Annotated in this window: 9 protein-coding genes; 8 read left to right on the top strand and 1 reads right to left on the bottom strand. The window is 41.1% G+C overall.

The window, feature by feature from the left end:
• Positions 1–704: 704 nt before the first annotated feature.
• On the top strand, positions 705–1,196 hold the full coding sequence (locus tag H6G97_RS19515; protein ID WP_190942368.1) for an orange carotenoid protein N-terminal domain-containing protein: 492 nt from the start codon (positions 705–707) through the stop codon (positions 1,194–1,196).
• Positions 1,197–2,512: 1,316 nt separating this feature from the next.
• On the opposite strand, the gene purH is transcribed toward H6G97_RS19515, so the two are convergent.
• Positions 2,513–4,033 carry a bifunctional phosphoribosylaminoimidazolecarboxamide formyltransferase/IMP cyclohydrolase gene (gene purH / locus H6G97_RS19520; protein ID WP_190942369.1) on the bottom strand — a complete coding sequence of 507 codons (1,521 nt, stop codon included), beginning with the start codon at positions 4,031–4,033 and terminating at the stop codon, positions 2,513–2,515.
• Between the two features lie 414 nt (positions 4,034–4,447).
• Between purH and H6G97_RS19525 the strand changes: the two genes are divergently transcribed.
• From H6G97_RS19525 to H6G97_RS19555, 7 genes are all read left to right on the top strand, one after another.
• The gene (locus H6G97_RS19525) at positions 4,448–5,023 is read left to right on the top strand and encodes a hypothetical protein (RefSeq protein ID WP_190942370.1); all 576 of its coding nucleotides are present in this window, start codon (positions 4,448–4,450) and stop codon (positions 5,021–5,023) included.
• Complete coding sequence (locus H6G97_RS19530) at positions 4,977–7,868, top strand: helicase-related protein (RefSeq protein WP_190942371.1); 2,892 nt, start codon at positions 4,977–4,979, stop codon at positions 7,866–7,868. Before H6G97_RS19525 ends, H6G97_RS19530 begins: the two co-directional genes overlap by 47 nt.
• Before the next feature lie 150 nt (positions 7,869–8,018).
• Positions 8,019–8,624: an alpha/beta hydrolase gene (locus tag H6G97_RS19535; protein ID WP_338421778.1), complete on the top strand. Its 606-nt coding sequence runs from the start codon at positions 8,019–8,021 to the stop codon at positions 8,622–8,624.
• A gap of 154 nt (positions 8,625–8,778) precedes the next feature.
• Positions 8,779–8,991 (top strand): protein IsiD, encoded by a 213-nt coding sequence (isiD, locus tag H6G97_RS19540; RefSeq protein ID WP_100897932.1) that lies wholly within the window; start codon positions 8,779–8,781, stop codon positions 8,989–8,991.
• 80 nt (positions 8,992–9,071) lie between these two features.
• Complete coding sequence (gene coaBC, locus H6G97_RS19545) at positions 9,072–10,277, top strand: bifunctional phosphopantothenoylcysteine decarboxylase/phosphopantothenate--cysteine ligase CoaBC (protein WP_190942372.1); 1,206 nt, start codon at positions 9,072–9,074, stop codon at positions 10,275–10,277.
• 126 nt (positions 10,278–10,403) lie between these two features.
• Positions 10,404–11,924, top strand: a complete 1,521-nt coding sequence (locus tag H6G97_RS19550; protein ID WP_190942373.1) for a restriction endonuclease-related protein — start codon at positions 10,404–10,406, stop codon at positions 11,922–11,924.
• Positions 11,908–15,321, top strand: coding sequence for a pPIWI_RE_Z domain-containing protein (locus H6G97_RS19555; RefSeq protein ID WP_190942374.1), 3,414 nt, complete (start codon positions 11,908–11,910; stop codon positions 15,319–15,321). The genes H6G97_RS19550 and H6G97_RS19555 overlap by 17 nt, the downstream gene beginning before the upstream one ends.
• The last annotated feature ends 1 nt before the right edge of the window (position 15,322 follow it).

The following is a 15,322-nucleotide window of genomic DNA, read 5'->3' on the forward strand; positions in this document are numbered from 1 at the left end:
GCTAAATAACAACAGAAGCCGTATCCCTACTGTACATTCAAAAATTGGATGTCGCCGTTAATAAATTAATATGACTGAATTGGGCAGTGCTTTTCTAAGCACTGTTACAATAAAATTAACATCTATCTACCGAAATAATTTGTGATATCAGATTCGGTTAAAGACTTATAATATCTCTAGATTTGGTTGAGGAACAAAACGCAACATTCGTTCCTTGTTTGTGTTGGTTTTTACTCCTGTTAAACTCAACTTACATTGAGAAATTTTACTATAAGTAATCACCCAAACTTGATATGAAAATATCTGATTCTCGTAGCATTTTCATGGGTAAATTCTTCTCATAGCCAAAATAATGATTGTTTTTGGGTTTTGATATTGGCTTTTATGCAATACTTGTCGGGTTTTGGGGAAAAGGGGAAGGTGGGGGCCCCTCTGGGGATAAGGGGCGGGGGAAAGGGGAAAGAAAAAAGCTTTAACCTTTTCCCAAATTCAATGCCGAGTTAAAAATGCAAAAACCGAGCAGTATTGGGCTTTTATCTAACTGTAATATTTCTAATGCAGGACTACAATCGGCACGATTTATGTTCTATTTATAATTGTTCTTCTTTATGATTCCAATACATCTGTCTTCAGTAGGGTAAAACCCTAAATGTACATTTGATAACCTTGCTAATGAAATTGATTAATTGCAATTGGAGTTAATAATGACATTTACACAAACTGGCGATCCAACTATTCGTGAACATGTCCAAGCTTGGCAACAGTTGGATGTGGATCAACAACTGGCTTTGTTTTGGTTCATTTACAAAGAAATGGGTAAGTCTATTACGCCAGCTGCTCCTGGTGCCAGCACTGTTTCTCCAGAAATTGCTGAAGGTTTGTTTAATCAAGTTAAGGAATTATCTCACGAACAACAATTACAAGTTCAGCGTGACTTGATTAATAAAGCGGATACCCTAATATCTCGTGAATATGGTTCTTTGGGTGATACCACCAAGCTACTATTTTGGTATCGATTATCTCAAGGTATGGATAATGGTACTATTATTCCTGTACCTTCTGACTATGAACTTCCCTCAGAATGTCAAGAATTGTTTGGCAGAATTCAAGGATTAGAGTTTGAGCAACAAATTACTCTTTTCCGTGATTATGTTTCGCCAATGGGTGCAGAAGCAAAAGCGGGTGCTGAAATTTAGCACTTTTGAACTGAAGGTTTCAACTTTTTAGACTGGTTAAAGCTGGCTATTTAGTCTCAAAATGACGATGGTAGCTATACCAACTTCATTCGGAATAAAAGGATTAATAAGCACAGAGTAAGAACTAAAGCTCTTACTCTGTCATCATCTATATCTTTAGATAAATTGCACCCTACATTCATAACGTTCTTTGTTTTATAATCAATAAACTAAAAGTAATGATTGCTGATTGAATCTGTCTTTTGGTTGCTTTAAATATGCTTGCATTATATTAAAATTTCTATCTTTATTAATATTTGAAATGGTTAATTTATTCGGGTCTCCCAGACTTCGCTTGATAAATTAATACTAAAAAACACTTAAAATACCTGATATAATTAGGTTTCGCTAAAATAGAATCAAAGATTTAATAAAAATATGATTTCTGATTCTTGAATCCCTTACTATATAAGAACTTAACCTGATATCAAGTATTAATTTTCTATAACTAGTTTAGGAGAGCCATTTATTCTCCCCCATTTCGACAGAAAATAAATTCAGAATCTCATACTATTTTCAAAAATCTAAGTAACATCATGAAGCGCCTTTAGGGTTGTACGAATATACAACCTTACCCATGTAAGTAGGTAGGCATGATTAAATATAAGATGTCATTGCGAGTGAAGCGAAGCAATCCCAGAGACTTTGCGATTGCTTCGCTTCACTCGCAATAACGGAACATATTATATTTATTTACGCCCATTTACTTATTTGTATCAGCTATTGAGTTAAATAGTAATCAGATCATAATGGACTAAGAAAAACCGAAAGGCTTGTGTAACCTAGTTCCCAGTCTCAAGACTAGGAATGTAGTCCAAATGAGTTGCTGCCTCTGATTAAGAAAGAGGAGGCGGAGCCTCTCAGAATATTTTCCCAGCCTTTAGGCTGGGAACGAGGCAATACAATGCTTTGCACTTATCTTAGTGCTATTCACTTTAGATCCTAATTTCTTATATGCAAATTAAAAAGTGCCTGGGAGTGTTGCCGTGTTTCCACCCCAGGCACTTTTTATTCTTAACTTGCTCCTCACACAAATATACAGTATCACTACTTTCATCAGAACGCAAGTATATTGGGTGACACTTTTCAAATTGCACAAGTAATCTAATTTCTATATGCAAATTAAAAAGCGCTTGGGAGTGTTGCCGTGTTTCCACCCCAGGCGCTTTTTATTTTTAACTTGCTCCTCACACACGACTAAAATATATCACTAGTCCAATCAAAAAGCAATTAAGTTATGTGACACTTCCTGAAGTGTACATCTTATGGTCAATGATTTAGTGTAAAAAGTGACGTACACCAGTTAAGACCATCAGCAAACCCAGTTCGTTAGCAGCTTTGATTGAATCTTTATCGCGTAAACTTCCCCCAGGTTGGACGATGGCTGTAATTCCTGCTGCTGCGGCTGTTTTCACAGAATCATCGAAGGGGAAGAATCCATCGCTGGCTAGAATTGCACCTTTGGCTTTTTCTCCAGCTTGTTCTAGGGCAATTTTAACTGAGCCGACGCGGTTCATTTGACCAGCACCTACTCCTAGTGTAGTGCGATCGCTTGTGACAACAATGGCATTCGATTTAACATGTTTGCAAACTTTCCAAGCAAACAGCAATTCGGCTAACTCGCTGTCGGTGGGTTGGCGTTCAGTGACTATTTGCCATTGACTAGTATCAGCAATGATGTCATCGCTAGTTTGGACAAGAAAACCACCTGCGATCGCTTTCACTGTATCCTTAGGGCCACTGCTCAAATCAGCTAGAGTCAAAACCCGCGCGTTAGATTTCTTAGCCAAGATTTCTTGAGCTTCGGCTTCACAACTTGGCGCAACCACGCATTCTAAAAATGTTTTGGTTAACTCGCTAGCTGTAGCCGCATCAATCGGACGGTTGAGTGCGACAATTCCACCGAAGGCAGAAGTAGAATCAGCATTGAAAGCTTTTTGATACGCTTCTGAAATAGTGCTTCCCAATGCCGTACCACAGGGATTTGTATGTTTGATAATCGTTGCGGCTGGAGTATCAGTGAATTCAGCAATGATTCGGCGTGCAGCTTCTAAATCAACTAAGTTATTGTAACTAAGTTCTTTGCCTTGCAGTTTCGTCGCGGCTGTCCATCCTGTTGGAGTAGTACCAGTTTGATACCAAGTAGCGGGTTGATGCGGGTTTTCGCCGTAACGCAGAGATTGCAATTGTGTACCGCTAAAGGTGTACTGCTGTGCTTCTGAGAGGTAAGAAGCGATCACTTGATCATAGCTAGCAGTGTGCGAAAATCCTTTTAATGCCGCCTTTTGCCGAAACTCTAGGGATGCTACACCGTTATTTTGGCGCAATTCCTGCAAATACTCGTCATACTGTGCCGGATCGCATAATACAGTGAGATGGGCAAAGTTTTTCGATGATGCCCGTAGCATTGCTGGCCCACCGATATCGATTTGTTCAACAGCTTCTGATAATGTTACTCCTGGTTTAGCGATCGTTTCCTCGAAAGGATATAGATTTACCACCACTAAATCAATCGGGCGAATTTGGTTATTTTCTAAGTCTGTAATATCTTGGGGAACATCTCGCCGTGCCAAAATCCCGCCATGAATCCGGGGATGTAAGGTTTTGACTCGACCACCTAAAATTTCTGGTGAGCCTGTATAATCTGCAACCTTGGTAACAGGGAGTCCTGCATCTTTGAGGGCTTGGGCTGTTCCCCCACTGCTGATTAAATCAAAGTCAAATTCTTCAACCAAGCTACGGGCTAGGTCAATTATACCAGTTTTGTTAGATACACTCAGCAGGGCTAGACGCGCCATTGATCAATTCCTCAGATGTTAGGTTGTGAAGCAAAGGATCTCAAGTTTTGCATAAGCCTTGGTTTACTTCAATACTGCTAATACCAGCAAATAAATTAAGTTTTCAATGCTGCTTGTGCAAAAAGTTGAAGTGAACCATTACAAGTGTGAATTTTGGGCAGCTTGACAGATATGACACATTCAAGATATTAAAAGAAATGAATCCATCTGCCCAGACTGTGAAGTTAAAGCAGATGAAGCAGTCATAAGACTGAAAATTAAGGAAAAAATATGCCTTCAAAAGAAACTGGCGCTTAAGTTGATGCACGGTCTCCGAAGCCGTCTATTGACCTTGCTACACCCATAGAATTACTCACTAAAGCTATTCCTACTAGCAGTAATCAGGCAAATACCGACCAGCCAAACCCTAAAGGGATGCCGCTGTTTAAATTTGATGACAAACAAAATAAACGCCTGAGAATAAATACTTCAGCCGTTCTGCGTCGGTTCTTTACACAGCCTGACTTCCAAGAAGCTTTCAACCCAGCTAGAGGCGGTGGGTTTATTCAAAACTTGCCAATGCCAGCATTCGGGAATAGGTCGCGCATTGGTGGCTGTTTGAGTGATGGCAATGCAACAAAGTTACCCGGTGCAATAGACAAATTAATTGCTGCTATCGACCAAGCATTAGATACTGCATTACCTTCTGATACTTCATTATTGACATTGCTGTTAGATGATCCCGATCAGCAACTCAAACAACTTGCTACACGTGCAGGTACTAAGTTTCAGAATCTAACCAACACTGCTAACCTCGTACCGATAAAATTTCAAGCAGGAGATACCAAGCCTAGCAAGTCAGACAAAGTTGTTGCCAAAGTTATTTCTGCACGTGAACGAGTAGAAGGAACTGATTATTTTGAGCAAATGTGTAGTGCAGTTGCCGAGCATTTGGAAAATCAGTATGACTGCGATGAAGATGATATTGATTCAGCGATCGCTACCCTCTGATTTCAAAACACAAGCAAAGCGTCTTGCTGAGAATCCAACTCCAGGAGGACATCTTCACTTTCTATTTCAGGAGAATGTGAAAGGATTTTACAACCCAATGGATGAAGTGAGCAAGGCTGAGGCGATCGCTGCTGTTGAGGAAAACGAAGCATTATTTGACTTTTTTGGCGAAAATCCTCAATCACAAATCGAACAAGCTCTGAATCAGGTAAATCCACACAACGAAAAAATTCCTTTGCCACAGGTTCACCAAGCAGCAGTTATCGCAGGGCTGAATGCTGCTCAACTAGGTAGAATCAATGTCATCGCTTTGGAAGGAAATCCTGGGATTGGTAAAACGACTGCTGTGATGCAATTTATTCAGCAACGTTCTCAAGGCTTTTTGTTTCTTTATTTGAGTCCACGAGTGGTAATTAATCGGGATGTTACTGACAAAATTGCCAGAAACAACGGTAATACTACTGGGATATTGACCCTCACAAGTAATGCCAATTTGATTGTTTCAGCTCCTAAGTGGTACGAGCAACAGGCCAAGCAAAACGGCTCTCAACCTCGCCGTATTGATAGTGCCGTTGTTGTCGATGGCTTTGAAAGACTCAACCATCCTGATTGCAGTATTCTCTTCCTCACTCCAGAACAAGAACAGGAGATTGATTGCAATATAGTCCCCTCTACTCGGTCTAAACGTTCTCTCAACGAACGGGAAGATAGCGTAGAATCTCCTCATCGCCCTGGCGTATTACGTACCTTAGCAACCTCTGCTCGAAAATTACTAGAAGCTAATCCACGAGTTAATCGCCTAGTAATGACTGCTGCCATTCAAGGTTATCGAACGCTTAACGAATCAACTACAGTTGATGCCCTCAGCAAGTTGTTTTCAAAGCCAGCTAATACCAAGCCAGGAAAGAATGAACGTTCAGCATTTGCAGCCAAAATTCCTACTATTATTGTCATGGTAGATGAACTGGCGGGTGATGGTGCAGGAGCGCCCTTTGTCCATAAGTTAGCAGAATGGTTGCACCAGCAGTTTCTCGATCCGTTTGAAACAACGCCGTCTCCGTTTAGAATTGTTCTGATTGTTGCTGATGCCTCACTGAGTAATGAGGTTGTGTTGAATAGTTTTTTAAATTCAGGCGATCGCGCCCCTGACAAGGTGCTAATTAGTCAAAGTCAAGGTGAAGCACCATTTCGGGTGACAGGCACTTATACCAAAGTAGGCCCCAGAAAGCACCCAACGCTCCATGTTATGACAAATAGTTACCCCGCCAGGAAACTCGATATTGACTATAGTATTAGGCTGTCTCCCGTTACACCAGGATTAACTAGTGATGGAACAAAACAGACAATTCGACAAGCCATTCGAGAGCAATTAGAAGACCAGTTGCTAATGAATGCCTACTTGGAAATCGAACGCGGGTTACAACAGGGAGCGGAGCAGCTAATTTTCTTTGCTCAAGACAAAGCTTTTTTACGTCACTTGCAGGATAAATTGACCAGTGGTAAAGATGCTCTGGTAAATAAAGGACAGGTAGCAGTTTTGGATCAAAGCGTACCAGCTAATAAGCGATTGGAATTAGTAAAAGAACCACGACGCGATCAAATCCGAGTTTTCTTGATGACTTCTTCAGGAGCAAGAGGTGTTTCTTTCCCAAAAACAGATTGGATTATTGCAGCAATTCCCCGATTTAATATTGAAGCCGCTTTAATGGAAGTCGCGCAATTAATTTACCGGGGTCGAGGAATGTATACAGATCCAGAAACCGGAATGCAAGTTTCTGGAGATTACAAAGATAGACGCTTAGTCATGCTAATCAATGATTTCATCATTGAAGGAGAAGACATTGACCGTAAACGATTATGGTTGCGTCAGTCAAGCGATTTATTAACTTTGCTGGTAATGCTGCGCTCTACAATTCACACTCGTATTAAAGGAGATGCTGGACTCAAGTACAAGCGAATTGCATTTGTTCCAGTGGGTTTAATTGGAGATGAGGAATTATTGAGATTAATGTCTGATGAGGTCTTAGATTTCCTCCATGAAACCAAAGTTTTTATCCGCGATAATCACTCTCAAGAAGCAAAAGCTATTGCGATCAAAGCAGCCAACTTAACAGAACAAATTTTTAAGCACTTGAATTTAACAGGACAAGCATCAGATCGGAATGCAAAATCGTATGTGAATTACCAAACTCTGGAAGCATTAGTCAAAACTGTTTCTAGGATGTCGAGTCGGTTATTGCCATCTTTAGATAACCACGAACTACAAATACCAGATGGATTAACTTGTATTGGGCCTTTCTGGATAGAAGATTGGAGCGATCGCCAAACTGAAGAAATATTTAGCTTTGAAGCATGGAAAGCCGATGTTAAACAAAATAGCAGTCGTCTTTTAGGATCGCTAAAAGAAATTGCCGAAAGCAAGAAGTTCAAATTTCCCTCAAAACTCAAACGTCCTGCCAACGAACTGTATAAACTATTGAGTCGAGAACAAGAGGGATTTGTGATTGAATCTTCCACACGTCAAGCATTAAAAACTAAAAATATAGTTATAGGTTTACCCCTAGACTATCCCCTTTTCTGGGATGAACAATCAGAAGATGATATGCGCCAACAGGTATTACAAGATCCACAAGCTTGGAGAAGTGCGCTAGGACGTTCTCTAACTCCTCAAGGCTTAATCATACCCGTAGTACCTCACTATCGAACATTTCCTTGGGTAGCTGTGGCAGGTAGACGGATTTTTACGCAATTAGAAACAGTTTTTAGCGATCGCTACTTTATGGCATCCAGTGAATTGAATCTTCTGAACACCATTCTGCTTGAAGATGAAACAGAGAACAAATAGTTAATGTACGCTTGGAAATTACTTAGCGATATCTATTATGATCGCATTCTTTGGGCAAGCAGCAAATGCGGTAAATAATATGTCTGCTTGAAGAGATAGAATCTATTAAAAAAGTAGAATTTTAGGAGTAAACCTCTGTCTTTACAAGCTATTACCGTTAAAAAAGAAACTTCTCAACCCCCCGCAGGCTTAATTGTCACTTTGCATGGTTGGGGAGCTAATGCTGAGGATGTAGCATCTTTGTTACCGTTGCTCAACTTACCTGATTACCAATTTGTATTACCCAACGCACCTTACCCTTATCCCTATTCCCCAGTAGGGAGGGCATGGTATGACCTGCGGGTGGAAAATATGTATCAAGGGTTGGCAGAAAGTCGGCAACTGCTAACAGATTTTTTGCAATCTTTAGAAAGTACCACTGGCATACCTTTGTCACGTACTATTTTAAGTGGATTTTCTCAAGGTGGGGCAATGACTTTAGATGTCGGCTCAAAATTGCCTTTAGCAGGTTTAGTTGTTATGAGTGGGTATTTACATCCTGATGCAGTAACGGCAGATCAAAAAGGGATTTCGCCAACTTTAATCTGCCACGGGAGGTATGATGAAGTTGTGCCACTACAAGCTGCTTTCAAGGCACGAGAAACCCTTAAGTCTCTAAAAGTGGCGGTAGAATACCACGAATTTGATATGGGGCATGAAATAAATCCACAAACGTTAGAGGTGCTACGAAATTTCGTTGTAAATACGATTGCTTAGTCAGGATTACGAATTTTTTATAAATTCTGGTACAAATTCTGACAATTTTCACGAAATTAATGACTTCTAATGAGTAATATATATTGGGTGGCTGCGTTCAGCGCAACTTAACCCATGCTGAAGGCGAGTGCTGCATAAGGGAGGGGCGAGCATTATGACAACTCTAAGCATTTCCAGGAAAGAAATTGCTGCCATGACTGTGGCAGAAGTAGAAGAACTAGCTACACGTCTGGAGCTAGATAATTATAGTAATGCTTTTGAGGGTTTAAATGATTGGCATTTATTGCGAGCGATCGCATTTCAGCGCCCAGAGTTAGTTGAACCCTATATCTACCTCTTAGACTTGGAACCTTACGATGAAGCGTAGTTGAGAGTTAGGAGTTAGGAGTTAGGAGTTCTAACTATTTAGTACTAATTTTTGTAACTACTTACTCCTAACTTTTTATCATGCCTAATCCAAAGTTGAACAAGGTTCTAATTGCTGTAGGTGGCGGTATCGCCGCCTACAAAATCTGTGCATTAGTTTCGACGCTGTTTAAAACTGGGGTGGAGGTTCGAGTTATCCTCACCCGTTCGGCACAAGAATTTATCACGCCTCTGACAATAGCCACCCTATCTCGTCATCCCGCCTACACAGATGATGATTTTTGGAAACCAACTCACTCTCGTCCTTTGCATATTGAGTTGGGTGAATGGGCAGATGTCATGGTAATTGCCCCCTTAACAGCTAATACATTAGCAAAGTTAGCCTACGGGATGGCGGATAATTTACTTACAAATACCGTGCTGGCTTCTACTTGTCCGGTGCTGTTAGCACCCGCAATGAATACGGATATGTGGGAACAGCTATCAGTGCAGCGAAATTGGCAACAGCTATTGATAGATAGCCGATATCATGGAATGAATACAGCATCGGGTTTATTAGCGTGCGATCGCGTCGGTGCTGGTAGATTAGCAGAACCTCCAGAAATTTTGGCTCATATCCAATCGTTGTTACACACTCAAGGTAAACGAGATTTAGCAGGTAAACGAGTGTTAATTAGTGCTGGGGGAACGCGAGAGTATCTTGACCCAGTGAGATTTATTGGCAATCCTTCAACAGGTAAAATGGGATTAGCTTTAGCGCAAGCCGCACTTCACCGAGGCGCAAACGTCACTCTAGTACATGGACCAGCTAATTGGGATGTACCATTAGGAGTGCAAGCAATTCCCGTCATTAGTGCCGAGCAAATGCAGCAGGCCATGCTGGAATGTTTACCCAACGCTGATGTAATTGTCATGTCAGCAGCCGTAGCAGATGTGAAGCCACGAGATTATAGTACAGAGAAATTACCCAAGCGATCGCTCCCCCAAGCCTTACCCCTGGAACCAGTAACGGATATAGTCGCCCAATTAGCAAAACTCAAACAGCCGCATCAGATATTAATTGGCTTTGCAGCACAAAGTAGAGATATTGTCAAGCCTGCATTAGAAAAATTACAGAGTAAAAAACTTGATGCTATTGTTGCCAATCCCATCGATCAACCTGATAGTGGTTTTGGGAGTGATAAGAATCAAGCGATATTTTTAGATAGTCAAGGACGGCAAGTAGCGATCGCACCTTGTTCTAAATTGGAAATGGCACATCAATTATTTGATTTTGTACTATTTTGACCAAGTTCCCTAGTACCGTGCCAAGACACAAAAATTACTCTTTGCGTCTTGTTTGGTGTATTGACATTTTAAATTACATCATTTAGTGTAAACAGGAATTGATGTAAAAAATATCCAATTACACTTATGTACTTTGAGGACGTGCGTCAGTGGCAGGGAACTGCGGAGGCTCTAGCAAAGGAGCTAAAACGCCAGATTGAACAGCTTGAACTGTCTATAGAACCACCTGCGCTGCGTACCGTTCGGTCGTGGAGAACGAAACAACTTTTATCACAACCCAAAGGACAAGAATTTGGCTTTCGTCAGGTTTTGGAGGGTTTGGCAACTGCTCTCCTATTGAAGAAAGGTTGGACACTTGCAGCAATTACTCAAGTATTGCCTTCTTTCTCTGACGATACTTTGGAGATGCAAATTCTGGTAGAAGCACAAGGTCAAGACCCCACGTGGCTACCCACAATCACCGCAACTGCTTTGCCGTTACCTACTGGACACAGACCAGCAATGGATCTGGCTGAAGATGCAGTGGTGTTGTTAGCGCAAGGAATTATTCGCCAATATGAACGAGTACTGCCAGGTAAACAAATAGTTCGTCAAGAGGATAGTACATTGCCGCCAGAACTCTATCAAGCAATGTGCAAATTAGGTCGTCTCTATATTGAAGAAGGACAATGCGATCGCGCGGCTTGTGTACACACTGTTTTGAATAACGCACGCTACCCCCTTGGTTCTGATCGTTGGGGGTTAAAAATTTTTAGCCAATCAGACTTTCGCTTTTCTAACGCAACCATCATCGATCCAGATTTGCGAGTTCCCACATCAGACTGTGCAGAGATTGCCAACCTAAGTAGGGGTTTTGGAGAAAATAATGTTATAGAACATCGTCTTTATACTGAGTTATGCGACGCAACTCAAAGGTTGGGCGGTCGTCGTCAACATAAGGCTTACACTGCATTACGAGAGTTGTTTGGTAGATATTCTCTGATAGGACAACGCCAACTATTTGATTACTTGGTTGATCATGATTTAACTCCTTTACAAGGAATGATCATTGAGAAATTTTTCGACCTAGTACCGGATATTTGGCTAATTGATAATTTGGCACACCGTTGTGCAGACTGCGGCACACTCATGCGACCTCATCCTAACAGTAAACTTTTTGCACAAGGGCGATGTCCCATTCGCCAGTGCATTGGCCATGAATCGCCAAAAGTATATGAGAAGCTAGATCCCAACAAAGATATTTTATGGATTGCCAAGCCGCAAATTCTCACCTACTGGACAGGCCCAGCAATTGATGAATTAGCCATATTTGATATAGCCAGACAAAACGGGCTAGATGCTGAACTTTATCCAGAGTCAGATTTATGCGATATAGGGATTAATGGAAAAGTAATTGGGATTGATGCTAAGTCCTACACAAGTCCAGTGACTCTGGCTTTGCGTCTCAATCGTAGTATTGGCGGGTTGATTTATTATCGTCGTCGGATTTTGGCTGTGAACGATCGCTTAATTGAGGATAACCCAAGCTACATTTCTACTCTTAAATCAACCCTTGATAAAAAAGACGATCCAGCCAGTTTAGTAATTATGTCAGTATCCTCCGTTATTGAGTTTTTAAAGAAGATGCCCTATGCGAACCAAACCTAAGTTTTGGAAAGGTGCAGAGCGAATTTGCTGGCTTTGCGTTTTCATGGAAGAATTTATCGGGACTAATTCACTGGAGTATGCACCAGTAGTAATGTCAGGCATGGCCAGCATCCTAAATGCACCTGCATTTGAAAAAGCCCGTCAAGCTATCTTCAATATGCGGCAGATGTCACTGGCATATGTTACAAACCAGTCAGTTAAGCACGCAATTGCTCTCTTTAACAATTATCATTACTGCAACAATACTAAAGGGACGTATGAAATTGATATTGAAACACTTCACTTTCAAAGAACAGACCCTTTAGAAAATTCATCAATTACACAGGCGCGGCAAATTCTTAGTACGCCTTTGCCATATGAGACGTATGGTTTTACAGTTGCCGATCCTCGTCAGCCAATGGCTGTTGCCTTAGGTGAAGAGTCAACCGCCGTGCAGTTACCCATCCCCCGTATCACTGCTCCGATTGCTGCACATCGCACACATTCGCTCAACCGCCAACCAAAAGGGAAGATTCTCATCCCGCTAAGAGAACTGCGCGATTTGGCTCGTGAGATGGACGAGCGTGAAAAACAAGATCCTGAACGACGACCTGGTAATTGGGCAGATCGATTTGAACGCTTTGATCTGATGGTGTCGGAGGCGGGAAAAGGACTGCGGAAACAAGATGATGTGTTGGAATTGGAAGACATCAAGCACTTAATTGGTTTGCCTGGATCAGGTAAAACAACCTTGCTTGTGTTGATTGCTGTTTGGTTGGGGCTACATAACTATAAAGCAATGTTTGTGTTTCCTTCAATTGAAGTTGCTAGACAGTACATGGCTGATTTGGCATTTCATCAAGTTAAGGTGGGAATGCTTGTCGGTCAAGGTGATGAAACTCGTCGCCGTCACGCAGACAATATTGCAGAAGCGATCGCTGCTACCGGAAATAATGGTGGTTTTGCTTATACCTTGGAACAAGCAGAAGTTTTTGGTATGAGTTGCGTTCTACCAGCCTTTTCAACTGCTGATATGTCTTTGTGGGGCTTTAGTTACGCACCTTGTAACGAGATATTGCAAGGAGGCGGGAAACAGGGAAAGATGAAAAAATGCCTGTGTCCCCTATGGACAATGTGTGGTCGCAACAAAGCACAGCGAGATTTATTGGATGCGAATATTTGGGTTGGTCATGTGCGATCGCTCGATACTCAAATATCACCTCACGCGATTCAGGAAGAAGTACGATATTTTGAATTAATTGCCCGTACCTTTGACCTAGTTGTTTTCGACGAAGGCGACATGGTGCAGAACGTCTTAGATAATTATGGGGCAGCAACTTTAAGTATTTCAGGCTCAGAGCGATCAATTCATCGGGTAATTTTAGAACAAATTCATAACCGCTTTGCTGGCAGCGAAAGCCATCGATTATTTGATCGAGATGTAGAACTCTACAGCCGAGACTCGGCAGAATTTGGTAACTATAATACTTCCTTAATTACCACTGTTCAGAATATGTCTGGGTCGCGGGTAAGAGAACGCTACGAAAATCAATTGCTGACTGTATTACGGATTGTTAGCGAACTCTTAAACAGTGTTAATAAATCTAATAGGCAAGATGAAATTGATGAACAAGAAGTCAAAAGAGAAGTTACCAGAAGTAGAGCGTTAGCTGAATTTTGGGAAAAAGCAGCCTATAATGCCTTTTATGACCGCACAGGTGTTAATAACCCTCAAGATTTTAAAGCAGATTTTTGGCCTCATTATATAGGCATAAACAAAGAAACCTTAGAACAGCAATGGAAGACTCTCATTCATCATTTCCGCCGTTACCTAGCTGAAAATCTCATTAAGCATCGTGATGCGATTGTTCAAGAAATTATTGAATTATTTTTCAAACTCTGTTTTCCAGATCATCAATTAACCATAGAAGCAGAAGATTTAATTAAATTACTTATAACTGTTACATTCGTAATTTTGGGTTATCAGCGAATTGTACCAGGAACGAGAACGATGGTTGCAGAAGGTCTAATTCGTGAACCTATTGTAGAATCAACTGCATCACCAAAACTCAGAAAAATCATTCCAGAGAGCATTTTAGGCTCATTTTCTGGTGTGCAATATAGTTTTTTTAAAGCCCTAACAACGCGCACTGCTGCCAGAAATGTGGAATTATCTTACATTACATTTGTAGGTGCGCCTCGAATGTTAATGCACCGCTTTCATCGGTTGTTAGCAGCAGATGACGGACAAGCAAGCCCAGCCATTTTAATTACCTCAGCCACATCATTTTTACAAGCAAGTCCCGCTTACCACATTAACGTCGGTCCCCATTATTTACTTAAACCACGTCAGTCAGAAAATAATAAATCAGCAGAAAGCATTTATCGTTTCAAATGGTTTCCAGATAGGGAACGTGGTGATGAACCCCTCAAATATAGCGGTGCTGGCGACCTGCAAAAACGTAATCTTCTGCGGATGGTCGCTGCTCTTGTAGGAGGAACTAAGCCTGAAATTTACAAATCTATGGATAAATTTGATATCAAATTTGGTATCCGTCGCAAAGCTGCTTTAGTTGTTAATAGTTACGATCAAGCTCGTGATATTAAGAAATATATCAATGACTATCATCCTCAAATTGGTAAGCATACAAAAGCAGTTGTTAACTCCCTGAAAGAGGGAGAACAACCAAAAGATTTTGTCACTTCTGCTCAGTGTGAAGCATTGGGAGATGATGAAAATTGCCATATTTTAATTTTTCCTATGTTGGCAATTGGTAGAGGCGTCAACATCGTTTTTACCAAAGGGGAAAGAAAACTAGATGCGGCAATTGGCTCGATTTATTTCCTCACTCGTCCTCACCCTACCAAAAACGATATGCAGCTTTTGTACAGCTTGGCAGGACGAGCAACACAAGAATTTGATAGTCGAGTTTTTAGCGAAACAGAAGATTTGAATGCAATAGCAACAGCTTGGCAGCAATCAAGAAAAAACCTGTGGTTAACTGCCAATAGATTGTTACGTGAACCCTTAATGGCTAGCCGTTTGGGGCCTGAATTATTCAAATCATTTACGGCTAATCAAATGGTAGCTATTCTGCAAACAATTGGTCGAGGAATGCGGAATGGATGCCCCGTATCAGTTTACTTTGTCGATGCAGCTTGGGCTAAAAAATCCACAGAAGGTAAGCCCGACTCTGGACGAGATAGTATGCTGATTCAGATGCGAATCATTTTAGAGGAATGTGTTAATCATGAAGACCCGGTAATTCGTGAAATTTACCAGGAACTTTATGGCGCATTTTTAAAACCTTTGCAGCGCATTCAAGGAATAATTTACCCCGATGAACTTTGTTCTTTAGAAGAATCTGCGGATGAAGAAGAAGGTTTTGATGAGTTTTCACCACTATTGGAAATGTAAA

The sequence above is a fragment of the Nostoc flagelliforme FACHB-838 genome (assembly GCF_014698065.1).
In the GTDB taxonomy this organism is placed as follows: domain Bacteria; phylum Cyanobacteriota; class Cyanobacteriia; order Cyanobacteriales; family Nostocaceae; genus Nostoc; species Nostoc flagelliforme_B.